Raw genomic sequence first — 24,076 nt, 5'->3', positions numbered from 1 at the left:
TACCTACAAAATGTCATCAATAATCCTTTTCTAATGCCACGAGTGAGTTACGGATACTGGCGCCCATCGGTGGGTTCATTTTCCGGAGGGTAACAGCGCTGTGAGTGATAGCGGGATAGCGTAGTTTGAGGGTATCGGAGATTTGGAAAACTACCTCTTCCAGTAAGGGTTTGGGAACAGCCATTATTTCGCGTGCGATTTCATAGATCCCCTGATAGTTGACGGTATTGGCCAGATCGTCGATGGGTACGGTACCGGGTATACGAACAGAGATATCGAGGATAAATTCGTTTCCGATGATGGTTTCTTCCGGGAACAGGCCATGAAAGGCGTGGAAGCTGATTTTTTCCAGAGCGATGGTAAGCATGGGAGGATTTGATTAAAGCGAATGCCGGACAGGCTTTGGGGCTTATCCGGCATTTGCATATGATTTGATAAAATATTAGTGATGACCTTTAGCAGAGAGGTATCTTTCTGCGTCGAGGGCAGCCATGCAACCGCTACCTGCAGCGGTAACAGCCTGGCGATAAATTTTATCCTGAACGTCGCCGCAGGCGAATACGCCTTCCACGTTGGTACGGGAAGTACCAGGAACGGTAACGATGTAATCTTGTTCATCCAGCTCCAGGTAATCTTTGAAGATAGCGGAGTTAGGCTGGTGACCGATGGCTACGAAGAAGGCGCTTACAGGGACTTCTTTCAGCTCATTGGTTTTGTTGTTGCGGATTCTGATTGCTTCCACTTTGTTTTCGCCGAGTACTTCATCTGTCTCAGCGTTCCAGTAAACGATGATATTGGAAGTTTTCAGTACGCGGTCCTGCATTACTTTAGATGCGCGCATTTCGTCGCGACGTACGAGCATATGTACGGTGCTGCACATTTTGGAGAGGTACAGTGCTTCTTCGGCAGCTGTATCTCCGGCGCCAACGATAGCTACCTCTTTACCACGGAAGAAGAAACCGTCGCATACTGCGCAGGCAGAAACGCCGCTACCGTTGAGACGTTGTTCAGAAGGGATACCGAGCCATTTTGCGGAGGCGCCGGTAGCGATAATCACGGCGTCAGCGGTGATTTCCTTTTCTTCATCGATGATTACTTTATATGGCTGTTGGCTAAAGTCAACGGAAGTAGCGAGACCGTAACGGATATCTGCGCCCATACGGGTAGCTTGTTTCTCGAAGTCGACCATCATTTCCGGGCCCTGGACACCTTCCGGGTAGCCTGGATAGTTTTCTACTTCAGTGGTGATGGTAAGCTGGCCACCTGGTTGGATACCCTGATAGAGTACAGGTTTGAGGTTGGCTCTGGAGGCATATATCGCTGCGGTATAACCGGCTGGGCCGGAACCGATGATCAGTAAATGCACATGCTCTTGCTGGTTCTTGTTTTCCATACTTCTAAGTTACTGTATAAAAGTTTCTAATGATTGGTGTACGATTTTAGCCTGCAAAAATACGAGTATGTATTAATATAAAAACACCGGCCATGTAATTACAAGGCCGGTGTACTTATAGAATAAAGAGGATATGTAGATTTCTTTATTATCTGATGAAAAAACCGTGGTGACGGTTTCAGGATCAAGAGAATTCCAAAATGAAATTATCCCAGATAGGATTTCAAAGCGCCACTATAGCGGGCTTTCTGCAGCCTTTTGATAGCGCGTTCCTTAATTTGCCTGATTCTTTCTTTAGTCAGATCGTATTTCTGACCGATTTGTTCGATTGTTGCCCCGTTTTCACCATCCAGACCGAAATAAGCGTTCACAATTTCTGCTTCACGTGGACTGAGCGATTTCAGTACTCTGCGTATTTCTTCGCGTAATGAATCGCGCATAACATCGTCGTCGGTAATGTCTCCACCTTCCAGCAGATCGCCCATCGCTACGTCTTCAGCTTCATGTACTGGTGCATCCAGTGACATATGTCGGGTATTGCTCTGGAAAATATTGTTGATTTCCGATTCTGACATTTCCAGGATTTCTGCGAGTTCCTCGGTAGAAGGTTCACGCTCGTTTTCCTGTTCAAACGCCATGTAAGCTTTGTTCGCCTTGTTATAAGTACCAATTTTATTCTGCGGCAGACGAACAAGACGACCTTGTTCCGCTAACGCCTGTAAAATGGACTGGCGAATCCACCATACAGCATAGGAAATGAATTTGAAACCTTTTGTTTCATCGAATCGTTGCGCTGCTTTAATCAAACCTAAATTACCTTCATTGATAAGGTCGCTGAGGCTGAGCCCCTGATGTTGATATTGCTTTGCCACGGAAACTACGAAACGAAGGTTTCCTGTAGTCAATCTTTCAAGAGCCTTTTGATCGCCCATTTTTATACGCTGCGCCAAAACGGTCTCCTCCTCAGGTGTTAACAAAGGGATCTTCGAGATTTCCTGCAGGTACTTTTCTACCGCCTGCGAATCACGGTTGGTGATCTGGGTGGCAATTTTAAGTTGCCTCATATGAAAAATTGTATTGGTTTATAAATAATGTAACAGAGAAAGAAAATTTTTGTTCGAAATACCAAAATTATATAACTTACAAAGTTTCCCGCTCTATCTGTCTTCTACTTCAAATTAGCCTGCAAAGATCGTGCTAACGAATCACTCTACCAAATCTCTTCCTTACTTTGCTGACTTAATAACAAATTACCCTTTATTAACGAGATTTCATAACCATTTAGTTCTTGTGCAACGTAGCTTTAGTCAAATTTTAACAATTGAAAAAAAATCTTCATAAATTAATACCGTTCACTAATTTATTGATCCTGAATTTGCAAATTTTCCAACGATATGATCGATTTTAGAAGCGACACTTTTACACGTCCCTCCCATGGCATGTTACAGGCCATGACTACCGCCCCTGTCGGCGATGATGTTTTCGGAGAGGACCCCAGTGTTAACAAACTGGAAGCCATGATGGCAGACTATTTTGGCAAAGAGTCAGCCCTTTACTGCCCTTCCGGCACAATGTCCAATCAGATTGGCATCAATGTACATACCCGTCCTGGCGATGAAGTAATCTGCTCCCACCTCTCCCACGTATTTGTGTATGAAGGTGGCGGTATCGCTTTTAACTCTGGCTCACAGGCGCATACCATCCACGGAGAAAAAGGTATGATCACTGCAGACCAGGTACTGGCAGCCATTCAGCCGGATGATATCCACCGCGCCAATACCAGCCTCGTTTGCCTGGAAAATACCTCCAACAGAGGGGGCGGCGCCTGTTACAATTGGCAAGATATAGTAGCGATACGCAATGTATGTGCGCAGCATAATCTTGCCCTCCACTTAGATGGCGCCCGCCTGTTTAACGCACTGGTAGCCACCGGACAAGATCCTAAAGACTATGGTAAAACCTTCGACAGCATCTCCGTTTGCCTGAACAAAGGGATGGGCTGCCCTATGGGGTCTGTACTAATGGGCGACCGCGATTATATCCGCGCTGCCCGCCGCGTCCGTAAGAAATTAGGCGGAGGCATGCGTCAGGCAGGATATATGGCTGCCACCGGGATCTACGCTATGGAGAACAATATAGCACGTCTCGCTGAAGACCACCTGCATGCGAAAAAAATTGCTGCCGAACTGTCACAACATGACTTCATCGGCGAATTCCTGCCAGTAGAAACCAATATCCTCATCTTTGAAGTAAAAGGCCGACTGACAGCCCAACAATTTGCGGATCATCTGAAAGCCAATAATATCCTCGTCATCCCTATCTCCGCCACACAAGTGAGAATGGTACTACACCTGGATGTAACACCAGAAATGGTGGAAAAAACCTGCCAGGTAATAGCGGCGATGAGTTAGTTTTTTTCTCGCAAAGACGCAAAGGCGCGCAAAGACGCAGGCGTATTTTTTTTAGCTCGCAAAGCAGCAGAGCAGCATAAGCAGCAAAGAAAACAACAGAACATATATATTATTTATACAATACATAATCTTCTGATCAAATCATTTGCTGCTTTGCTGCTTATGTTGCTTTGCGAGCAAAAACATCCACCTCAATAATTTCCCTTTGCTGCTTTGCTGCTTATGCTGCTCTGCGAGCAAAAACATCCGCCTCAATAATTTTCTTTGCGTCTTTGCCCCCTTTGCCTCTTTGCGAGCAATCCCCCCTTTGCGAGCAATTACTACGCTTTTTTCTATATTTTTGCAGACTCATATTATAATAGCATGGAACTTTCTAAGAATTACCAACCTGGCACGGTTGAGGAAAAATGGTACCAACATTGGATGGAAAAAGGCTACTTCCGTTCTACTCCGGATTCACGCAAACCGTTTACGGTCGTCATTCCTCCTCCCAATGTTACTGGTGTACTCCACCTGGGCCATACCCTCAACGAAACCGTTCAGGATATCCTGGTACGCCGTGCCCGCATGAGCGGATTCAACGCCTGCTGGGTACCCGGTTCCGACCACGCTTCCATTGCTACTGAAGCCAAAGTGGTAGATATGCTCAAACGCGAGAAAGGCATCGAGAAATCACAACTGACCCGCGAAGAGTTTCTGAAATACGCTTTTGAATGGAAAGATAAATACGGCGGTATCATCTACCACCAGATCAAAAAACTGGGCTGCTCCTGCGATTGGGATCGCGTGACCTTTACCATGGACGATCACTACTACGAAGCAGTTATTAAAGTATTCGTAGACCTCTATAATAAAGGCCTCATCTATCGCGGCGCACGCATGATCAACTGGGATCCAAAAGCTAAAACTGCCCTCAGCGATGAGGAAGTGGAATACAAAGATCTCCAGGGTAAACTGTATCATGTAAAATACGCTATCACCAACGCAGAAGGTACTCCTACCGGTGAGTTCATCACCATCGCTACTCAGCGCCCGGAAACCATCATGGGTGATACCGCTATTTGCGTAAATCCGGAAGATGATCGCTATAAACACCTGCAAGGCTTCTACGCTACTGTACCACTGGTAAACCGCCGCATCCCTGTTATCTTCGATACCTACGTAGATAAAGAATTCGGTACCGGTGCCCTGAAAGTGACGCCTGCACACGATATCAACGACTATAACCTGGGTCTGAAACATAACCTGGAAGTAATCGATACCCTGAACGACGACGGTACCCTCAGCGCCGCTGCGGTAGTTTTCGTAGGCGAAGACAGATTCGTTGCCCGTAAGAAAGTAATTGCCGCAATCGATGAAGCCGGCCTGCTGGTGAAAGAACAGGAATACACTACCCGCCTCGGTTACAGTCAACGTAACCCAGACACAGTAGTTGAACCTCGTATCTCTACACAGTGGTTCGTTAAAATGGCAGACATGGCCAAACCAGCCCTGGATGCAGTTGTAAACGGCGATGTAAACATCCATCCTGGCGACAGATTCCTGGCAACCTACAAATACTGGATGGAAAACGTGAAGGATTGGTGTATCTCCCGCCAACTCTGGTGGGGACAACAAATCCCTGCATGGTATACCAACGACGGCTCCTTTGAAGTTGCTGCCACTGCTGCTGAAGCAGTTGCACAATTCGCAAAACGCGGTATCACCGTTAATGCAGCCGATCTCAGACAAGATGAAGATTGCCTGGATACCTGGTTCTCTTCCTGGCTCTGGCCAATGGAAGTATTCAACGGTATTTCCAGCCCAGATAACGCAGATATCAACTACTACTACCCTACCTCTGTTCTCGTAACAGGTCAGGATATTATCTTCTTCTGGGTGGCACGTATGATCATGGCCGGCCTGGAATATAAAGAGGTGAAGCCTTTCAACGACGTGTACTTCACAGGTATGGTACGCGATAAACAAGGGCGAAAAATGAGTAAGCAGCTGGGGAATTCTCCAGACCTGTTGGAACTGATCCACCAATTTGGTGCTGATGCTGTTCGTTTTGGTATCATGATCTCTTCCCCTGCTGGTAACGACCTTCTGTTCGATGATTCCAGCTGCGACCAGGGCGCCAAATTCGGCAATAAAATCTGGAACGCACTGAAACTGGTGAAAATGTGGGAACAGAACCAGGAAATGGATCAAACCAATATCGCTGCGAATCACTTCGCTGTGAAATGGTTTGAAAGCCGCCTGCGTGAAGTACAAGCTGAAGTAGAAAGCCTGCACAACGACTTCCGCCTCAGCGAAGGCCTGAAATCATTGTATGGCCTGATCTGGGACGACTTCTGCTCCTGGTACCTGGAATGGGTGAAGCCTGGTTTTGAACAACCAATCGCAGCTTCCCTCTACCAACAAACCGTTCAGTTCTTCGAACAACTGATGCAACTGCTGCACCCATACATGCCGTTCATCACAGAAGAAATCTATCAGTTGCTGAAAGTACGCAGTGAAGATGACTCCCTGATGCTCCTCCAATTTATCAAACCGGAAGCGCCATCTCATGCTACGCTGACAGAAGGCGCTCTCCTGAAAGAAGTAATCAGCAGCATCCGCGAAGCCAGACAGAAACACCAGATCAAACCAAAAGATCCGATTGTACTGCATATCGAAACCAAACACGAAAATGCTTTCAAACAAATCGAAAGCATCCTCGCGAAACAGGTGAATGCAAAAGCAGTGATCTATGTGGAAGAAGCAGTTCCAGGATGTATTACACTGGTAGTACAGAAAGATAAATTCTACCTGGGCACTGAAACTGAACTGGACAACAGCACACAGAAAGAAACCCTGGAGAAAGACCTGGTTTACCTGCAAGGCTTCCTTGCTTCCGTAGAAAAGAAACTCGCCAATGAACGCTTCGTTCAGAACGCGAAACCGGAAGTAGTAGATGTAGAACGCAAAAAGAAAGAAGACGCCGAAGCCAAAATAAAGGCGATAGAGGAAAGTCTGAAATCCTTATAATTTTTTCAATCGCCCGGTCGTTCTATACCGGGCGATTCTTTTTCCCGCCAATACTATGATCAAACACCTGTTACTTTCTGCACTGCTACTGACAGGCTATGCGGGTTTCGCACAGTCATCCAAAACGCCTGTGAAAAAGCCAGCTACAGCCGCAGCCAATAACAACGCTAAACATCCAACGAAGTTGGTGACTACCTGGGGGATTTTCCTCAGCGACTCTTTACCTAAAAATGAAGTGGTCAAACTCCTGGATTCTGCCTTGATTGTGCGGGATGAAAAAGGCGTTAAATATCCGGTGATTTCTTTTGCCTTCACATTCGAACAGCATGAAGTCTACCTAAACGATACAACCGGACAACCCGGCGTCTATAAAGACTTTATCGGCGAGAATTTCAAAGCCGCCAAAATGAGTCCAACCTGGAGCAAGGGTATGAAAGAAAAACTGGAAAAAGGAGATGTTCTCTATTTCGATGAAATCCTTATCCAGTATACCCCTGAAAAGATTTATAAAGCACCGTCCCTGAAATTTATTATCAGATAATTTATACTTGCAGGATAGCAAATAATCTGGCAAAACAAAAAGCAACATCTCCGATGTTGCTTTTTGTTTTGTATTGATCCCGCACTTCGCGGTTTATGTCGTTAATAGGAGAATAATTGTTGTAATGGGATGATGAAATCTACTCTGGCCTTCGCATTATCCACCGGGTCTGGGTCCAGGAGGTAGCTCACCCGCATACCAAAGGTAAACGGTATCGTATTCCCCAGTTTTGTATCCAGGTATAGTTCCCCACCCGTAGAGCGATAGTAATTATCCACCTTACGGATGTAATCATTCGCGCGACTGTAATCAAAGAAAGCATTCGCACGAACACGACGGATATAGAGTATTTGCGCAAATCCCCAGTCCGGATACCATAGCGGGAAGTGATAATTGGCGCCCAGCTTATAAATACGGTTATAGAAAGGAATGTTATACCCTCTCGCATATACGAAGCGATCCGTGAAACTATAGTTGCCCAGCGTATCATGGCGTTGATAAGCGGCTTGTAATACCAGACTATGATTCTTTGACAGCCCCGGAAGACTTAAATCAAACCGGCCATAGAACTGATTTCCACGGAGCGAGCCTATAGAACTGTTATACTGCAATGCCAGATACTGACCAAAATGACTGTAAATATTCTGGGTAGCTCGCAGGCGCTGATTGCTGAATACAAGGGCTGTAGAAGTGTACTGCTGCGGATTTACACGGAATCGCAAACCGTCGGCATATAGCTGTTGAATGTAGTAATTGGAAGAGAAAGTGAGCGAACGGCCATATAGTCCGGATGATAAATTCAATGGGACCGTTACGCCGGCATGCCAGCTGAGCTGGTTCCAGTAGACACGTTGTCCTTTGGAGGTAAGGCCACTTTTATTTATCGTATAGTCGACACCGGTACCCAACCACGGAAACCACCCTCCATACATGAAACTAGCCCCTATATCGGATGTTCCTTCGTTACTGTTATAGGTATAGCCAATGGAGGTAGAAGTAGTATTCAGCACATTATTCCCTAACAGGTTTATACTATATTCCGGATCATTGAAAGTGGGCACCCAGCTATGAAAATTAAAGAAACCAGTGGTTTTCCGGTATTTTTCGACAGAAAGGGAATCATGCGGCACTTTGTTTAACACATTACCTCCTTCATGAAACTCCGGATTCAGCCAGGCACTGTTACTTCTGACTGTCAGATCGGCGGGCTTCCAGTTGCTGGCAGATAAAGAGGATTGAAACAGTTTATAGCCTTTATCTGTAAACTCGCTGAAAAGCAGACTATCCTGTGCGGGTGCTGCAAACAGCACTGAATTCGGGCGGTCTGTTACCTGGTATACTTTTCGGTCGGATAACGTCATCGCATAAACGTTATTGACATCTTTGCCACCTGCGGTGAAATAGGCAGTATCTCCATAAATGGCAGGAGCGCCGATGGTATTAAAACTGAAGTCTGATAAGTTGGTAATCGTACCTGTTGCCAGGGATTGCTCTGTCAGCGCCATTCTCCCATGTTTATCACGGGTAGCGGCAATGACTCCATCCTCCCTGCTATTGAAACGGGGATTGGCAAAATACAGGTTATCCGGATTGGGCAAGACTTTCTCAATATCGCCGGTTTGGGCGTTGATCAGTTGCAAGCCATACTTGCCGTCAGGGTCCACTGTGGTGGCGATGATTTTTGATCCGTCATTATTAATATCCGGGGAGAAATATTTCCCTCTGGCTGTAATGGTATGCGTATGGCCGGTATTGCGGTCATAAACTCTTATGACGGAAAGTTCCTTCCAGCTCCAGCGGGCATCGAATCTGGCGGCAGCCCATACTATCCTGTTATTGCGATAGCTGAAATAGTCGTCATACACAATTCCCGGATATGTCAATAATTGTTCGGCGCCATCCGGATGCAGCAGGTAAAATGCCGGAATCTTATTCCAGGAGCCTTTCAGCACTACAAAATCGTGGTTTCCGGCTGGGTACATGTATTTATAACTGGTAAATACCTTTTCCTTAGGCGACACGGTTCTTACAGGTGTAATCTCGGGTCTTTGTGCCCAGGCATTCCAGATGGAATCATAATAATTGATAGTAGTATGATAGAAGGAGGTAACGTTCATGCCTGTACGTCTTTTCATGGCCCGGGACATTGGGTAAAAGACGTTTCTGTAGCGGACCGCATCTCTCGTAACATCCTTCCAGAATGTTGTACCAAAGTGATCCCGGCCATACACGCTCATCAGGTATCCTAAAGGATAATGATCTGGCGTGAAGTCTTTGTAGGAACCGCCTCTGATTTTCATATAGCGATAATCCTTATTCGCCAGGGAAAGTGCGCGGAAACCGTCGAAGAAAGCGGGGAGTCGTCCTCTTCCCTGCTCGCTCAGTGCTGTTTCCATGGTCACAGCATCTCCTTCCCAGAACCAGTTTGGAACAGCAATATTAGTGGCCGCTGCCTGTCCTAACTCCCCACCCAGCCAGGAAGCCACTTTGGACACTCCCTGCCGGAAATTCATGTTCTGTAATACGTGCCGGTATTCATGGAGCGACAGTTGTTCCGCCCAGTTCATGGAGCCCAGATCAAAGGAAGTAGGTGGCGGCGTGAGATAGAATTCCGAACGGAAAGGCCCCAGTGCCACGTAACCATTTGATTCCATGGTCTGGTTTTGCAATACAATACTCACTTTCCGCTCTTTATTGCCGATAGATTGCCGGGTATAGCGGTTAAGGTAAGTAACGATGTTGGCTACACGCTCGCCCGTTTGGCCTAATCCCTGTGGGAAAATGACCCGGACAGTATCCGTGTTGATTTGCTGCCATTTAAGACTGGAGGGATTTCCTCCGAATTGTTGAGCAGCGAGTTGTAGGTTTGCCAAGAGCAAAAAAGCAGCGATGTAAAAACGCATAGGAGTTCAGATAAGCAGGTACGAAATATAGTTTATTTCCGCCAATGCACCGTAAATAAAAAAGGCTGAACGAATCGTTCAGCCTTTTGATAAGGTATTTTTCCTATTAGCACTCAGGGAGACTGATAGGAATATTTACGGCCAGGCCGCCGTCTGATGTTTCTTTATACTTGGAGTTCATGTCCAGTGCGGTATCCCACATGGTTTTCACTACAGCATCCAGGGAAACCTTTGCCAGTTCCGGATTTGACTGTAATGCCAACTGAGAAGCCGTAATGGCTTTGATGGCGCCCATTGTATTACGTTCAATACATGGAACCTGTACCAGTCCGCCGATTGGATCGCAGGTAAGTCCGAGATGGTGTTCCATGGCTATTTCCGCGGCCATCAGCACCTGGCGTTGGGAACCGCCCAGGCATTCTGTCAGTGCGGCGGCTGCCATTGCAGAAGAGACGCCTATTTCCGCCTGACAGCCACCCATGGCCGCAGAGATGGTAGAACGTTTCTTGAAGATGCTACCGATTTCGGAGGCTGTCAGCAGGAACTGAATGATTTTATCATCGTGGAGGCCATCGCAGAAAGCGATAAAGTACTGGAGTACCGCTGGAATAACGCCAGCAGCGCCGTTTGTAGGAGCAGTTACCACGCGGCCAAAGGAAGCATTTTCCTCATTTACCGCAAGGGCAAAGCAGGAAACCCAGTCCAGTGTATAGGAGAAATGTTCTCCTCCTGCACGAATTGCTTCAATCCAGGAAGCATAGTCGGTATAAGTACGGCCTTGCAGCAGTTTTTTATTCAAAGCAAAAGCGCGACGGGCTACTTTCAGTCCTCCTGGCAGTTCGCCAGTAGTGTGACAACCACGGAAAGTACATTCCTGCATTACGCGCCAGATATTGAGAATTCCGGCTTTGGTTTCCGCTTCCGGACGCCATGCCAGTTCATTTTCCATTACCACTTCAGAGATGCTGAAGCCTGTTTTGATGCACCATTGCAGTAACTGACGGGCCGTATCGATGGGAAATGGCAGGTCTACCGCAGATCCGGCACTATTACCTTCTCCTTCCTGCACTACAAATCCGCCACCAATGGAATAATAGGTAGCAGCCCGTTGATCACCGTCGTTGAAGGTAATGAGGAAAGTGAGTGCATTGGGATGGAAAGGCAGGGATTCATCGAAGAGGAAAGTGACATCTTCCATGGGGTCGAAGTCAATTTCATATTTGCCGGCAACGGTCATTTTACGGTTGCGGCGTATAGCGTCAATCTTTGGATTGATTTGGTTTACGTCGAAGGTAACGGGATCATCGCCACAGAGGCCCAGCAGAACGGCAATGTCTGTACCGTGTCCATGGCCGGTTTTGGCGAGAGAACCGTACAGGAGGACCTGTAAACGGGAGACGGTAGGAAGCTTGCCTTCCTTTTCCAGATCATGGAGGAAACGCAGTGCTGCACGCCATGGACCGAGGGTATGGGAACTCGATGGACCTACGCCTATCTTAAAAATATCAAATACGGATATACATTCGTGTGCCACTAGTGATAATTGATTTATCTGTAAAATTAAGGCAACTTAAGCAGATAAAATCCGCCCTGCTCCCGCGATTCCAATAATTTCTCCGGATTACTTGATAATATGGTGCATCCAAATCGTTAAAGTTGGGGTACTGCTACAGTCTGGTATAATTTTCCTGCTTACTTTCAGTAACTAAATCGCCATTCAGTGACTATGAAATTATTGCCCACCTTACTTATTACCGGTGTAGCCGCATTATTTGGCGGGTCCGTGTCTGCGCAGCATCCGCTCAGTACAAGGGAAGCAGATAATCTTACTGCCTTTGCCAAAATGTATGGATACGTACGATTCTTTCATCCTTCCGATGAGGCCAGCAGTATTTCCTGGGACAATTTCGCCGTTTATGGCAGCCAGGAAGTGCTGAAAGCAAAAAGCAATCTGGAATTAATACAAAGCCTGAATCAGCTGTTTAAGCCAATAGCGCCAGCCGCAGTAGTTTACGGCGGCAAGGAACCCGGTCTTCCATCCATTATTCCCCCAGATCCATTTTCTTACAAAGTGATTGCCTGGCAACATAAAGGCGTTAAACTGCCCAATTTAGGCGGGAAAGACAATACCTATAAAAGCATACGTATTAATCGCCCATTACCGCTGGAAAACGATGCAGCCGATTACCTCGCCACTTATCAGGGATTGGACGCCCAAGCCCTTCAAGGTAAAGAGTTCCGCTATTCCGGCTGGTTGAAAGTATTATCTAACGAGGGGGGACAGGGCTTACTATGGATTCGTGTAGATAAAGCCAACGGCATGGGATTTTTTAACAATATGGCCGATCATCCAGCCACAGAGAACACCTGGAAACAGTTCTCTATTACTGGTCGTATTGATGCAGATGGACAAAGCCTCTTTCTGGGATCTATGCTGCAAGGCAAGGGAAAAGTATGGTTTGACGGACTAAAACTGGAAGTTAGAGAAGGCGATAACTGGAAGGAAATCCCTTTGAAAAATGCAGGGTTTGAGAATCATGGCGACAAGCATGCCCCGGCAGATTGGAGTTTCAGTTCACAGGCCAGTAATTACCAGATTGCCTGCGTAGCGGAAGATGCCAAAGAAGGAAAATCATCTTTACTTATCAGCAGTCTGGCTCCTGCGCAGAGTGGCATATTGGCACAGCCACTATTTGCCGCGTATCCTCAACCCGGAGAATACATTCGTCAAACATTGATTCCTGGCGTATCCTGCACTGTTCCTTTAGCCTTATACGGTAACAGTGAGAGGACTTATCCCATGGCAGATTCCATGGCATTAAGTTTACTGCGGGTTGCGCTGAATGCGCAATCGCCGCTTATCAGCGGCGATTCTCTCAGCACCAGGCTGGGCGCTATTGTGGTGTCTTACAGTATTTTGCGTCATTTCTTTCCTTACTGGGAAGATGTGGCAGAAAAGCCGGATCAATGGTTACATGATGGGCTGATACAGGCCGCAGCCGCTAAATCGGCAGATGATTTCACCCATACATTAGAATGGATTACTGCCAGTTTGAATGATGGTCATATATATGTACAAAGGGCTGGGGAGACACCTGTCCACTATCCCAAAGTGATTTTTACACGCGCCGATGGGAAAATCGCAGTGGCGGCTGTTCTGGATGAAAACCTGAAAGGGACATTACAACCCGGCGATGTAGTAACAAGTGTAGACGGACATCCTGTGGAAGCTTATCTTACTGACTTAAAAAAATACATCAGCGGTTCTCCTCAACATAAAGAATACAGAGGGATTAATAAGTTGGGAGCCGGAGCTCCTGACTCTAAACTGTCATTGGGCATATTACGGGACGGGAAGGCATTCACGGTAACGGCAGTACGTATGGCTAATGCCCAACAGCATTACCGGGATACCAAGCGCACTAGTAGTATGGGCTGGCTACAGCCAGGCATATTTTATATTGATCTGGACAGAGAACCGATGGATAGTATTCGTGCTCATATCCAGGAGATTGCCAGCGCCAAATCATTGATTTGTGATTTGCGGGGATATCCCAATAGCAACCATGGATTGCTGCAATATTTGATAAAAAGGAAAGAGAATGCGCATTGGATGTTTGTTCCGGAGAACAGTCGCCCCGACTTCAATGGGACCACTTACGCAGAAATTGGCTGGAATCTTACGCCGAAGTTGCCGCATATAAAGGGTAAAGTATTTTTCCTGATTGACAGTCGCGCTATCAGTTATGCCGAAAGTTATATGGGGTATGTGCAGGATGAGCATCTGGCCACTATTATTGGGGCGCCTACGGTGGGTACTAACGGGAATATTAATATCATAAATCTGCCGGGCAACTATAGTTTTACTTTTACGGGGATGTTGGTAAAAAATCATGATGGTAGTAAGCATCATTTGAGGGGGATCGTGCCTAATGTGGCGGTTACACCAACGTTGGCGGGACTTGCAGCGGGGAAGGATGAAATATTGGAAAAGGCATTGCAGTTGGCCACACAAAAATGAGTGAATGACATAAAATAATAAAGGCAGCCATAGTGGCTGCCTTTATTATTTTATAGGAAGCAGGAAATTAGTTGCCTGCGGTGAAATCGAAAAGTTTTACATCAAAGATGAGTACAGCATTACCAGGAACACCGTTCCAACCATCTGGTCCGTATGCCCAGCCAGAAGGGATATACAGACGTGCCTGGCCACCTTTACGCAGATATTTCAGACCGTAGTACCAACCAGGGATGAGTTGGCGCATCTGGGCTTTGAAAGAAAAGTTAGTAGAGTCGTTGCTGTCGAACTTAGTGCCGAGGGTGGTACCGTTCATGAGATAGCCTGCGTATCCAACAGTAGGATAGCTGGTCCATTTCAGGGAGTCTGTACCAGTGCCTGGATTGGAGATCTGGTAGAAAACGCCGGAAGCATCCATTTTGGCATTGGTGATATTGTTCGCTTTCAGGTATGCCTGAATTTTGGTGGAATCGATCACAAATTGTGGGTATGGATCGTAAGGAGCTGGCGTATCATTTTTTTTACAAGCGGCTAGCAGGGCGAGACAAGCAATCCCCAGGAATAAGAATTTCTTCATTTTAAGTAATTGGCTAAGTTTTTAGTTGTGTGACGAATGTATAAAAATTTGTTAGTTATTTGATGATATCAACGAGGGATACTTCACAGATAATGATGGAATTTGGCGGAATGCCCAGGTTGGGGATGCCGGCATCACCGAAGGCCAGGTCCGGAGGGAGATACATGCGAATTCGTCCACCTTTGGAGATTTTGCGCAGGCCAATTTGCCAGCCAATAATATGTTTGTTCAGTGGTGTTTTATTAAAATCGGTGGGGGCAAAAGAGCTGACAACTATTTGTCCGGCAGGTAGTTGATAGCTGTAGCTAACCACAGGAATAGAGGTAGGCGCACAATAATTTACTGAATCGCCTTGGATCAGGATTTTATAGTACATACCGGAGGAGTCCCGGATCACGGGGTTATCGTTCCGGGCATCGATGAGTTTTTTCAGATTGCTGTCGCTTTCGGCAACGCCATTCATGATATCTCGCACCGTAATGTTCTCTCCTTTTGTACAGCTACTGAAAATGAATAGAATAAGAGAAGTAGTGAACAGTAATAAATGTTTCATCCGCGTCATAATTTTACACTTCTGCCTTTTAAACGGGAAGTAATTAGGGAAAGTTACAAGGAAGATAAAGATTAGCGCATAAAAAAAACTCTTCCAGGGTTGGAAGAGTTTTTTTTATAAGGAGAATACTGATTAGTAGTCCATACCCATACCGTGACCACCTGGCATTGCAGGAGCTGCGGATTTAGGTTCTGGTTTGTCAGCGATAACGCATTCAGTGGTCAGCAGCATACCAGCGATGGATGCAGCGTTTTCCAGAGCGATGCGGCTCACTTTAGTTGGGTCGATAACACCCGCAGACAGCATTTTTTCGTAAGTTTCGGTACGAGCGTTGAAACCGAAGTCCGCTTTACCTTCTTTTACTTTCTGTACTACGATAGAGCCTTCGATACCAGCGTTAGCAGTGATCTGACGGAGAGGTTCTTCTACTGCGCGTTTAACGATAGCGATACCAGTTTGTTCGTCTTCGTTTTCGCCTTTCAGTTTTTCGATGCTTTCGATAGCGCGGATGTAAGCCACACCACCACCAGGAACGATACCTTCTTCAACGGCAGCGCGGGTAGCGTGTAAAGCATCGTCAACGCGATCTTTTTTCTCTTTCATTTCTACTTCGGTAGCAGCACCTACGTAGAGAACAGCAACACCACCGGACAGTTTAGCCAGGCGTTCTTGTAATTTCTCGCGATCGTAATCGGAAGTAGTTACTTCGATTTGTGCTTTAATCTGGCCGATACGAGCCTGGATATCTTTTTTCTGGCCTCTGCCACCTACGATAGTAGTGTTGTCTTTATCGATGGTAACTGATTCAGCGCGACCGAGGTAAGTCAGGTCAGCGTTTTCCAGTTTGTAACCTTGTTCTTCAGAGATGGTGATACCGCCGGTCAGAACAGCGATGTCCTGCAGCATATCTTTTCTTCTGTCGCCAAAGCCTGGAGCTTTAACAGCAGCAACTTTCAGGGTACCGCGCAGTTTGTTTACTACCAGGGTAGCCAGTGCTTCACCTTCCAGATCTTCGGAGATGATTACCAGAGGAGCGCCTTGCTGAGCTACTTTTTCCAGGATGTGCAGGATATCCTTCATGGTGCTGATCTTTTTGTCGTAGATCAGGATGTAAGGATTCTGCAGTTCAGCCTGCATTTTTTCGCTGTTGGTAATGAAATATGGAGAGAGGTAACCGCGATCGAACTGCATACCTTCTACTACTTCAACGGTAGTATCGGTACCTTTTGCTTCTTCTACAGTGATAACGCCATCTTTGGTAACTTTTTTCATTGCTTCAGCAATCAGTTTACCGATTTCGCTATCGTTGTTAGCGGAGATAGTAGCAACCTGTTCGATTTTTTTGTTGTCGTTACCAACTTTTTCAGATTGTTTTCTCAGGTTTTCAACGATGCCTTTAACAGCTTTGTCGATACCGCGTTTCAGGTCCATTGGGTTAGCGCCTGCAGCTACGTTCTTCAGACCTTCGCCGATGATGGATTGAGCGAGAACGGTAGCGGTGGTAGTACCATCACCTGCCAGATCAGCGGTTTTGGAAGCTACTTCTTTCACCATTTGAGCGCCCATGTTTTCGATTGGGTCTTCCAGTTCAATTTCTTTAGCAACGGAAACACCATCTTTGGTAATAGCAGGAGCGCCGAATTTTTTCTCGATTACCACGTTACGGCCTTTAGGACCGAGGGTAACTTTCACAGCGTCAGCCAGGACGTCAACGCCCTTTTTCATTTTGTTGCGGGCTTCTATATCGAAGAATATTTGTTTTGCCATAATTCTTTAGAGTAAAAATTTAGAGATTAAAACAATTAACCGGGGAATATTCCTGTTAGTAATTAAACTACAGCCAGGATGTCAGATTCACGCATGATTAAGTAGTCGTCACCTTCGATGCTGATTTCAGTACCGGAATATTTACCGTACAGTACAGTATCACCCACCTTAACAGTTACAGGCTCATCTTTCTTGCCAGGACCAGCTGCTACAACAGTGCCTTTCTGCGGCTTTTCTTTTGCAGTATCCGGGATAATGATACCACCAGCGGTCTTTTCTTCTGCTGCTGCAGGTTTCACGATTACCCTGTCAGCTAAAGGTTTAATACTTAATTTTTTAGCCATAGTAGTTTTTATTTAAAGAATTGTATTTCAAATTATGTTCAGATCGCCCGCGAGAATTATGCCAAGGGCATGTTTGGGTCAAATTTTCAGATCGAACTGTCGGACTATGCCATTCACACTGACAAATCAGCTTTGAGACCAGGAAAAAATGACAGGGCCATCGTGGAATCCATGAATTTAAGTATCTGAAATGGTCCTGAATCCGTAAATATCGATTTTTTTCTCTAGTTTTGCGCCCTTATACCAGTTCTTTTTTATACGATGATCAGTAGAAGAAATATCCGGGTAAAAGTAATGCAAACACTTTACGCCCTGGAAACGATGGAGCAAAGCAGTATTAAGCCGGGTACGGCTACCAGACTTTTGAATGAAAAGCTGGATCAGACCTGCCAGATCTTTACTTATTTACTTTATTCCGTAGTGCAGGTGGCGCAATATGCAGAGACAGATGCGCAAGCCCGTGCTTCCAAACATTTACCCTCCGCTGAGGACCTGCAGGTAAACACTAAAATTGCAGGCAATGAATTCATTTACCAGATTATCAATGACCGTGGTTTCCAGGTGAATCTGGAACAATGGAAAATGAAACGCCTGGTGGATGAGGAGTTAATTCGCAAAATGTACAACCTGCTCACTGCCACTGATGCCTATAAAGCATATATTGCGGACGACCAGCGTACAAAAGGTGGAGAAAAAGAGATACTGGAGTTCATCTATAAAGAGGTACTGGCTAAAAACGAGCTCTTCATCCAGCACATGGAAGATTGTTTCCTCCACTGGGGCGATGATGAAGAAATGATGAGTATCCTGCTCAGTAATTATTTCAACAAACCGCATCTGTTCAATTTCATGCAGCTGATCAGCAAAGAAAAGCTGGATTATGCCAAGGAACTGCTGCTGACAGTAATCGACAAAAAAGAATACTGCCTGGAGCTCATCAAACCTAAGCTGCAGAACTGGGACCCGGAACGTATTGCTGCCGTGGATATGTTACTGATGGAAATGGGCGTATGCGAATTCCTTTACTTCCCTACTATTCCAACTAAAGTAACCATTAATGAATACATTGACCTGGCAAAGGCTTACAGCACACCGCAGAGTGGTCAGTTTATCAATGGTATCCTGGATAATATCCTGAAAGATCTTGAAAAAGAACAGCTGGTAAAAAAGCAGGATCGTCCTAAAAAATAAGCGTAGAAACTATTTTTACTTAAATAGCATCAACAATGAAAACACTGTTCTATCTCCTTACCTGTGGTTGTTTCATCCTGGCTGCCTGTAATGGCAATGTGGGTCATAATGCAGCTGCAATAGATACCATTAAGGCAAAAACTGTTAACGGGAAGGACGTAGCGATCACATTTGAAGAGCCCACCCATGATTTTGGTGAAATTACCCAAGGTGAGAAAGTGGAATACTCCTTTAAGTATACCAATACAGGTAAAGCGGATGTAATCATTGAAGATGCCATCTCCAGCTGTGGTTGTACTGTACCAGAATGGCCTAAAGATCCACTGAAACCAGGACAATCCGGTTACATCAAAGTAATTTTTGACAGCGCTGGTAAAGAAGGATATACGCAGAAGGAAGTATCTCTGCGCCTGAACGATGGCAGAGGCTTTCAGGTAGGACCTGTTATTCGCTGTAATATTATCCGTAAATAATTATTGAACTATTAAAATCAATTATAGATGAATATGCTGAATGTTTTATTAGCAGCTCCTGCACAAGGCGGCGGTGGTAGCTCTTTACCATCCCTCCTGATCTTTGGTGGTATGTTCGTAGTAATGTACTTTTTCATGATCCGTCCTCAGACCAAAAAAGCTAAACAGCAGAAACTGTTTATCGAAAACCTGAAAGAGGGTGATAAAATTGTTACCATTGCCGGTATTCACGGTAAAGTGAAAAAATTCAATGACGATGGTACTATGGTACTGGAAGTAGCTGCAGGTACTTACCTGACTATTGAACGTTCTACCATCAGCATGGAGTATACCACACAGTTACAACAAAGAACTTCAGGCGTTAAGGCTTAATTAGCCACGCTTACATATTTCAGCCGGTGCAGCGAATTTATTCCCTGCACCGGCTTTGTTTTTAGGCATTTTTCATTAAATTGGACATGCTATGTTAAAGGTTGGAATTACAGGAGGCATCGGCTCGGGCAAAAGCACCGTCAGCAAAATTTTTGAATTACTGGGCGTACCAGTATACTATGCCGATGAAAGGGCTAAAGATATTCTTATCAGGGATAAAGACCTGGCAAACCAGGTTATTCAGCATTTCGGAGCTGACGTATATGGCGAAGATGGCTCTCTGAACCGGAAATACCTCGCTAATATCGTTTTCAACGATAAAAAGCAGCTGGACTTGTTGAATTCACTTGTGCACCCTGCCACTATCCGTGATTCCGACAAATGGGCATCCGAACAAAATACTCCCTATGTATTAAAGGAGGCCGCCCTTTTATTTGAATCTGAATCTTTCCACTACCTGGATAAAATCATTGGCGTCAGCGCCCCTCTCCCTCTTCGGGTACACCGGGTGATGAAGCGGGATAATGTCTCCCGTAATGATGTCCTGGCACGCGTCTATAAACAGATAGACGAAGTCATTAAAATGCGGTTGTGCGATTATGTGGTTTATAATGATGAACAACATATGGTCATTCCGCAGGTACTCGCTCTTCACGAACAGCTACTGGCACTCGCAAAGGAAAAGCAATAACCTTTTTTCAGCGCACCATTTCCTACCTTTGACTTCTAAACTTTGAAAAATGGAAGCAGGAATGACGGCGCTCATTACGCTGACTCCCGCCGCACAATCTGTGGTGAAGCAGCTGTTGGCTACAACCGCATCTTTTCCCTATCTGCGTATAGGCGTAAAAGGTGGCGGATGTTCTGGCATGGGCTATATGATTGGATTTGATGAAAAAGCGGAAGATGACCAGTTACTGGATGTAGATGGGATTCCGGTTATTATTAAGAAAGCGCATAGTATGTACCTGGCAGGTATGCAGGTAGATTACCAGCAAAATGAACAGGGAAGCGGTTTTGTATTTATTACGCCACAATAAGCACTATCGCAGTTATCAGATATGATTTAAATCGGCATCTATGATGTCGATTTTTTTATGCCCTGCAGGCAATGGAATAAAATGAAAACTCCTCCAAACAAAAAGGCTGTCTCTACCGAGTAGAGACAGCCTTATATTTATCAAACATTTTTTCTTACAGAAAGCTTATTATTTGGTGCTAGCCAGATCTTTCTTGGCAGACAGTACTTCGCTTTCGTTAGCCAGTTCGTTCTTTTTATCGAAGTCTACCAGTACTGGAGCCGCTACGAAGATAGAGGAGTAAGTACCGGTAACAACACCGATCAGCATTGCGAATGCAAAACCGCGAGTTACTTCGCCACCGAAGATGAACAGGATCAGGATGGTCAGGAATACAGTCAGAGATGTCATCACTGTACGGCTGAGGGTATCGTTGATCGCTTTATTGATAACGGTGTCGCGGTCTCTGCCGTGTACGCCGGTACGGAAGTATTCACGGATACGGTCGAACACGATAACGGTATCGTTCATGGAGAAACCGATAACGGTCAGGATCGCCGCGATGAAGTGCTGGTCAATTTCCAGTGTGAACGGAACGAAGCTTCTGCACCAGGAGAATACTGCCAGGGTAACGAGTACGTCGTGCAGCAGGGAGAAGATGGTACCGATAGAATATTGCCATTTGCTGAAACGCAGCAGGATGTACAGGAAGATTACTACGATAGACAGTACTGTCGCTTTCACCGCACCTGCGCGCAGGTCATCGGAGATAGTTGGAGACACGGTCTGAGAACCAACGATGTAACGGGAAGCGAATACTTCTGGTGTTACGCTGGCGTTGTAGTATTGTTTCAGGCCATGGTACAGTTTATCAGTTACTTCTTTATCTACTTCCAGGCTTTGTTCTTCGATTTTGTAAGCAGTAGTGATGTTCAGCTGGTTGGTGTTACCAATTGTTTTCACATAAGGCTCGGAACCGAATTCTTGTTTCAGCGCTTCTCTAACATGGTCAGAGTTCATTGGGTGTTCGAAGCGAACGGTGAAGCTACGACCACCAGAGAAATCGATACCGTGATCGAAACCATGGAAGAAGGAAGAGATACCAGCAACCATTACGATAGCGGAGATCACGTAAGCAATTTTACGTTTACCAACGAAATCGAAAGCAGCGTGTTTGAATACTTTACGGGAAATTGGAGTGAAGTATTCGAAGTGTCTTTTCTTGTTAGTCCACCAGTCAGTAACCATACGGGAAACCAGGATACCGCAGAACAGGGACAGTAAGAGACCGATGATCTGAGTGGTAGCGAAGCCCAGTACAGGACCGAGACCGAAGTAGAACAAGATGAATGCAGTCAGTAAGGAAGTCACGTGACCATCCAGTACAGGCGCCAGTGATCTTTTGTAACCTTTTTCGATAGCGGACTGATAAGATTCACCGTGTGTGAGTTCGTCCTTGATTCTTTCGAAGATGATTACGTTCGTATCCACAGCCATACCGATGGTGAGTACCAGACCGGCGATACCTGCCATGGTGAGCGTAGCGCCCAGCGAGGAGAGGATACCGAAGGTAAACAGGAGGTTCAGGATCAGTGCGATGTTCGCTACCCAACCAGCGCTGTTATAGTAAACCAGCATCAGTACGAAGATGATTACAAAGGAGATCAGGAATGATTTAGCACCAGCCGCGATGGATTCAGCACCCAGGGTAGGTCCTACGATTTGTTCCTGAACGATTTTAGCAGGAGCTGGCATTTTACCTGATTTCAGGATATTCGCCAGGTCACCAGCTTCTTCTGGAGTGAAGCTACCGGAGATCGAAGAACGACCGCCAGCGATTTCATTCTGGATAGAAGGAGCAGAATAAACGATGTTATCGAGTACTACCGCAACGTAGTTGAAGGTAGCAGGATTGTTACGATCAGCCGGAGCCAGTTCAGCGGTGAGTTTTCTCCACTCATGCGCGCCTTGACCGTCCATGGTCATGCTGATTTCAGGCTGGTTGTTCTGGTCAACGTCCTGGTGAGCTTCGATTACTCTTTCGCCACCAACGCGTGGAGCAGGGTTTGCTGGGTTTACTCTAAGGATGTAAACTTCCAGTGGGCCGTGTTTATCAGTTTTGTTTTCAGGACCGAAAGCGAAAACGGCATCTTTAGGGAGAGCCGCTTGTACTGCAGGCATTTGCAGGTAGCGACGGAAAGTAGCTGTATCTTTTGGCAGCATGTAACCAACGCTAGGAGAAGGAACAATGTTATTGTTCTGATCCAGGCGAGGGAACAGGATGGTGAACAGCGGATTTTCTTTTTGTGCAGCTTTCAGTTTTGCTTCGTTGGAAGCGAGGCCAGTATCAGCTTTAGCACCTTTACCGGTATCTTTTTTAGCCAGGTAATCGCTCAGGCTACCGTCTTTGGAAGTATCGGCAGGATTAGCGGCAGTATTGGCAGCGGCAACAGCAGCTTTAGCAGTGTCTACTTTTTCAGGAGCATTGCCCAGCGCGTTTTTAACCGCCTCGTTCATTGGTGTCAGGATAGTCTGGAAAGTTTCAGGGCTGTTTTTGTAAACTTCTCTGAATTCCAGATTAGCGGTAGCCTGCAGGTATTTACGAACGCGTTCTGCGTTGTCTACACCGGCCAGTTCCACAGAGATGAGACCTTTATTTTCATCCAGGCTGATATTTGGTTGTGCCACACCGAATTTATCAATACGTTTTTGCAGTACGATATAGGTATTTTTGATGGCAGCGCGTGATTCTTTACGAATCATGTCCAGTACCTGCTGGTTGGAAGAGTTGAAATTGATATCTTTCTGATATGCGTTTGCGAAGATGTTCGCCAGTTTGCCCTCTGGAGCAACCTCCGCATAAGTTTGCCCGAACAAAGTAACAAAGTCTGTTTGGCTGGTTTTTCTTTTCTCTTTAGCCAGGTCCAGAGCTTTGTTGAAAGCTGGGTCTTTGGATTGACCGGATAAAGCGCGGATAACGTCTTCAACGCTTACTTCCAGTACTACGTTCATACCACCCACGAGGTCCAGACCGAGGTTCAGTTCTTTTTCTTTCGCTTTGTTGTAGGTAACGTTCCATGGAAACCCTGCAATCTCTTTATTGCTGGTGCTATCCACGATCTCTTGTCTTCTTTGTTTTACAAATCCCTTCAGCGTATCAGAATAGAAACCCTGCAGTTCTTTGTTGTCAGGATATTTCTTGTCGGCGGAGGGATATTCTTTGGCCACATCAGTTTCGGCCTGCTGCTCTATCTTCTTCTCATAGTTCCGCACCAAAAACGTGAAGGACAATTGGTACAAAGAGATAAGGATCAGTGCGATGGCAAAAAATCTTACCAGTCCTTTAAGTTGCATATTGTTTGTTTCGGGTTTATAATAAAAAATTTTTAAGAGTTGCAAAGATAGAATTTAAATTGATATATTAAAGCCCTTTCGAAAATAGGCGCAAATCAGCTACCGGCTTGTGTTTACGGGTAAGTTGGCACAAAAAAATTACAAATCT

At 45.7% G+C, this 24,076-nt stretch carries 19 protein-coding genes; 9 read left to right on the top strand and 10 right to left on the bottom strand.

The window, feature by feature from the left end:
• Window positions 1–16 precede the first annotated feature (16 nt).
• The 3 genes from CLV59_RS04650 to CLV59_RS04640 form a co-directional block, all read right to left on the bottom strand.
• Window positions 17–367, bottom strand: coding sequence for a dihydroneopterin aldolase (locus CLV59_RS04650; protein ID WP_111590822.1), 351 nt, complete (start codon window positions 365–367; stop codon window positions 17–19).
• A gap of 75 nt (window positions 368–442) precedes the next feature.
• Entirely contained in the window at window positions 443–1,393 is a 951-nt protein-coding gene (gene trxB / locus CLV59_RS04645) for a thioredoxin-disulfide reductase (RefSeq protein ID WP_111590821.1), read from the bottom strand.
• Between the two features lie 206 nt (window positions 1,394–1,599).
• The gene (locus tag CLV59_RS04640) at window positions 1,600–2,457 is read right to left on the bottom strand and encodes a sigma-70 family RNA polymerase sigma factor (RefSeq protein WP_012793808.1); all 858 of its coding nucleotides are present in this window, start codon (window positions 2,455–2,457) and stop codon (window positions 1,600–1,602) included.
• A 330-nt stretch (window positions 2,458–2,787) separates the two neighbouring features.
• Here CLV59_RS04640 and CLV59_RS04635 point away from each other — a divergent pair, with 330 nt between their 5' ends.
• From CLV59_RS04635 to CLV59_RS04625, 3 genes are all read left to right on the top strand, one after another.
• Window positions 2,788–3,804, top strand: a complete 1,017-nt coding sequence (locus CLV59_RS04635; protein WP_111590820.1) for a threonine aldolase family protein — start codon at window positions 2,788–2,790, stop codon at window positions 3,802–3,804.
• Window positions 3,805–4,167: 363 nt separating this feature from the next.
• Window positions 4,168–6,816, top strand: a complete 2,649-nt coding sequence (locus CLV59_RS04630) for a valine--tRNA ligase (protein WP_111590819.1) — start codon at window positions 4,168–4,170, stop codon at window positions 6,814–6,816.
• 55 nt (window positions 6,817–6,871) lie between these two features.
• Window positions 6,872–7,357 (top strand): hypothetical protein, encoded by a 486-nt coding sequence (locus CLV59_RS04625; RefSeq protein WP_111590818.1) that lies wholly within the window; start codon window positions 6,872–6,874, stop codon window positions 7,355–7,357.
• 101 nt (window positions 7,358–7,458) lie between these two features.
• Here CLV59_RS04625 and CLV59_RS04620 read toward each other — a convergent pair whose 3' ends face one another.
• Both CLV59_RS04620 and CLV59_RS04615 read right to left on the bottom strand, forming a co-directional pair.
• Window positions 7,459–10,260 (bottom strand): hypothetical protein, encoded by a 2,802-nt coding sequence (locus CLV59_RS04620; RefSeq protein ID WP_111590817.1) that lies wholly within the window; start codon window positions 10,258–10,260, stop codon window positions 7,459–7,461.
• A gap of 106 nt (window positions 10,261–10,366) precedes the next feature.
• Window positions 10,367–11,794, bottom strand: a complete 1,428-nt coding sequence (locus tag CLV59_RS04615; RefSeq protein WP_111590816.1) for an L-serine ammonia-lyase — start codon at window positions 11,792–11,794, stop codon at window positions 10,367–10,369.
• Between the two features lie 192 nt (window positions 11,795–11,986).
• Here CLV59_RS04615 and CLV59_RS04610 point away from each other — a divergent pair, with 192 nt between their 5' ends.
• Window positions 11,987–14,281 (top strand): S41 family peptidase, encoded by a 2,295-nt coding sequence (locus tag CLV59_RS04610; protein WP_111590815.1) that lies wholly within the window; start codon window positions 11,987–11,989, stop codon window positions 14,279–14,281.
• 67 nt (window positions 14,282–14,348) lie between these two features.
• Here CLV59_RS04610 and CLV59_RS04605 read toward each other — a convergent pair whose 3' ends face one another.
• From CLV59_RS04605 to CLV59_RS04590, 4 genes are all read right to left on the bottom strand, one after another.
• Window positions 14,349–14,855: an FKBP-type peptidyl-prolyl cis-trans isomerase gene (locus CLV59_RS04605; RefSeq protein WP_111590814.1), complete on the bottom strand. Its 507-nt coding sequence runs from the start codon at window positions 14,853–14,855 to the stop codon at window positions 14,349–14,351.
• A gap of 55 nt (window positions 14,856–14,910) precedes the next feature.
• Window positions 14,911–15,408: an FKBP-type peptidyl-prolyl cis-trans isomerase gene (locus tag CLV59_RS04600; RefSeq protein ID WP_170137645.1), complete on the bottom strand. Its 498-nt coding sequence runs from the start codon at window positions 15,406–15,408 to the stop codon at window positions 14,911–14,913.
• Between the two features lie 132 nt (window positions 15,409–15,540).
• A complete protein-coding gene (gene groL / locus CLV59_RS04595) occupies window positions 15,541–17,175 on the bottom strand; it encodes a chaperonin GroEL (RefSeq protein ID WP_111590812.1) in 1,635 nt (544 codons plus the stop codon).
• Window positions 17,176–17,237: 62 nt separating this feature from the next.
• A complete protein-coding gene (locus CLV59_RS04590) occupies window positions 17,238–17,519 on the bottom strand; it encodes a co-chaperone GroES (protein ID WP_111590811.1) in 282 nt (93 codons plus the stop codon).
• Window positions 17,520–17,813: 294 nt separating this feature from the next.
• Between CLV59_RS04590 and nusB the strand changes: the two genes are divergently transcribed.
• The 5 genes from nusB to CLV59_RS04565 all read left to right on the top strand — a co-directional run bounded on the left by nusB (window position 17,814) and on the right by CLV59_RS04565 (window position 20,595).
• Window positions 17,814–18,710, top strand: coding sequence for a transcription antitermination factor NusB (gene nusB, locus CLV59_RS04585; RefSeq protein ID WP_245950772.1), 897 nt, complete (start codon window positions 17,814–17,816; stop codon window positions 18,708–18,710).
• 35 nt (window positions 18,711–18,745) lie between these two features.
• Window positions 18,746–19,183, top strand: coding sequence for a DUF1573 domain-containing protein (locus CLV59_RS04580; RefSeq protein ID WP_111590809.1), 438 nt, complete (start codon window positions 18,746–18,748; stop codon window positions 19,181–19,183).
• 27 nt (window positions 19,184–19,210) lie between these two features.
• Window positions 19,211–19,555: a preprotein translocase subunit YajC gene (gene yajC / locus CLV59_RS04575; protein WP_317048642.1), complete on the top strand. Its 345-nt coding sequence runs from the start codon at window positions 19,211–19,213 to the stop codon at window positions 19,553–19,555.
• A 91-nt stretch (window positions 19,556–19,646) separates the two neighbouring features.
• On the top strand, window positions 19,647–20,246 hold the full coding sequence (gene coaE, locus CLV59_RS04570) for a dephospho-CoA kinase (protein ID WP_111590808.1): 600 nt from the start codon (window positions 19,647–19,649) through the stop codon (window positions 20,244–20,246).
• Window positions 20,247–20,295: 49 nt separating this feature from the next.
• On the top strand, window positions 20,296–20,595 hold the full coding sequence (locus tag CLV59_RS04565) for a HesB/IscA family protein (protein WP_111590807.1): 300 nt from the start codon (window positions 20,296–20,298) through the stop codon (window positions 20,593–20,595).
• A 168-nt stretch (window positions 20,596–20,763) separates the two neighbouring features.
• Here CLV59_RS04565 and secDF read toward each other — a convergent pair whose 3' ends face one another.
• Window positions 20,764–23,928 (bottom strand): protein translocase subunit SecDF, encoded by a 3,165-nt coding sequence (gene secDF, locus CLV59_RS04560; RefSeq protein ID WP_111590806.1) that lies wholly within the window; start codon window positions 23,926–23,928, stop codon window positions 20,764–20,766.
• Between the last annotated feature and the right edge of the window lie 148 nt (window positions 23,929–24,076).

This window comes from Chitinophaga dinghuensis (genome assembly GCF_003259435.1).
In the GTDB taxonomy this organism is placed as follows: domain Bacteria; phylum Bacteroidota; class Bacteroidia; order Chitinophagales; family Chitinophagaceae; genus Chitinophaga; species Chitinophaga dinghuensis.
This window is presented reverse-complemented; position numbering and strand designations above follow the sequence as displayed.

Bases quoted from the DNA above. Each gene is read 5' to 3' on its own strand.
- CLV59_RS04630 (WP_111590819.1), top strand. From the start codon at position 4,168: ATGGAACTTTCTAAGAATTACCAACCTGGCACGGTTGAGGAAAAATGG.
- CLV59_RS04600 (WP_170137645.1), bottom strand. From the start codon at position 15,408: ATGAAACATTTATTACTGTTCACTACTTCTCTTATTCTATTCATTTTC.
- coaE (WP_111590808.1), top strand. From the start codon at position 19,647: ATGTTAAAGGTTGGAATTACAGGAGGCATCGGCTCGGGCAAAAGCACC.
- CLV59_RS04610 (WP_111590815.1), top strand. From the start codon at position 11,987: ATGAAATTATTGCCCACCTTACTTATTACCGGTGTAGCCGCATTATTT.
- groL (WP_111590812.1), bottom strand. From the start codon at position 17,175: ATGGCAAAACAAATATTCTTCGATATAGAAGCCCGCAACAAAATGAAA.
- yajC (WP_317048642.1), top strand. From the start codon at position 19,211: ATGAATATGCTGAATGTTTTATTAGCAGCTCCTGCACAAGGCGGCGGT.
- CLV59_RS04650 (WP_111590822.1), bottom strand. From the start codon at position 367: ATGCTTACCATCGCTCTGGAAAAAATCAGCTTCCACGCCTTTCATGGC.
- nusB (WP_245950772.1), top strand. From the start codon at position 17,814: ATGCAAACACTTTACGCCCTGGAAACGATGGAGCAAAGCAGTATTAAG.
- CLV59_RS04590 (WP_111590811.1), bottom strand. From the start codon at position 17,519: ATGGCTAAAAAATTAAGTATTAAACCTTTAGCTGACAGGGTAATCGTG.
- CLV59_RS04605 (WP_111590814.1), bottom strand. From the start codon at position 14,855: ATGAAGAAATTCTTATTCCTGGGGATTGCTTGTCTCGCCCTGCTAGCC.
- CLV59_RS04635 (WP_111590820.1), top strand. From the start codon at position 2,788: ATGATCGATTTTAGAAGCGACACTTTTACACGTCCCTCCCATGGCATG.
- CLV59_RS04640 (WP_012793808.1), bottom strand. From the start codon at position 2,457: ATGAGGCAACTTAAAATTGCCACCCAGATCACCAACCGTGATTCGCAG.
- CLV59_RS04580 (WP_111590809.1), top strand. From the start codon at position 18,746: ATGAAAACACTGTTCTATCTCCTTACCTGTGGTTGTTTCATCCTGGCT.
- CLV59_RS04565 (WP_111590807.1), top strand. From the start codon at position 20,296: ATGGAAGCAGGAATGACGGCGCTCATTACGCTGACTCCCGCCGCACAA.
- CLV59_RS04620 (WP_111590817.1), bottom strand. From the start codon at position 10,260: ATGCGTTTTTACATCGCTGCTTTTTTGCTCTTGGCAAACCTACAACTC.
- trxB (WP_111590821.1), bottom strand. From the start codon at position 1,393: ATGGAAAACAAGAACCAGCAAGAGCATGTGCATTTACTGATCATCGGT.
- secDF (WP_111590806.1), bottom strand. From the start codon at position 23,928: ATGCAACTTAAAGGACTGGTAAGATTTTTTGCCATCGCACTGATCCTT.
- CLV59_RS04625 (WP_111590818.1), top strand. From the start codon at position 6,872: ATGATCAAACACCTGTTACTTTCTGCACTGCTACTGACAGGCTATGCG.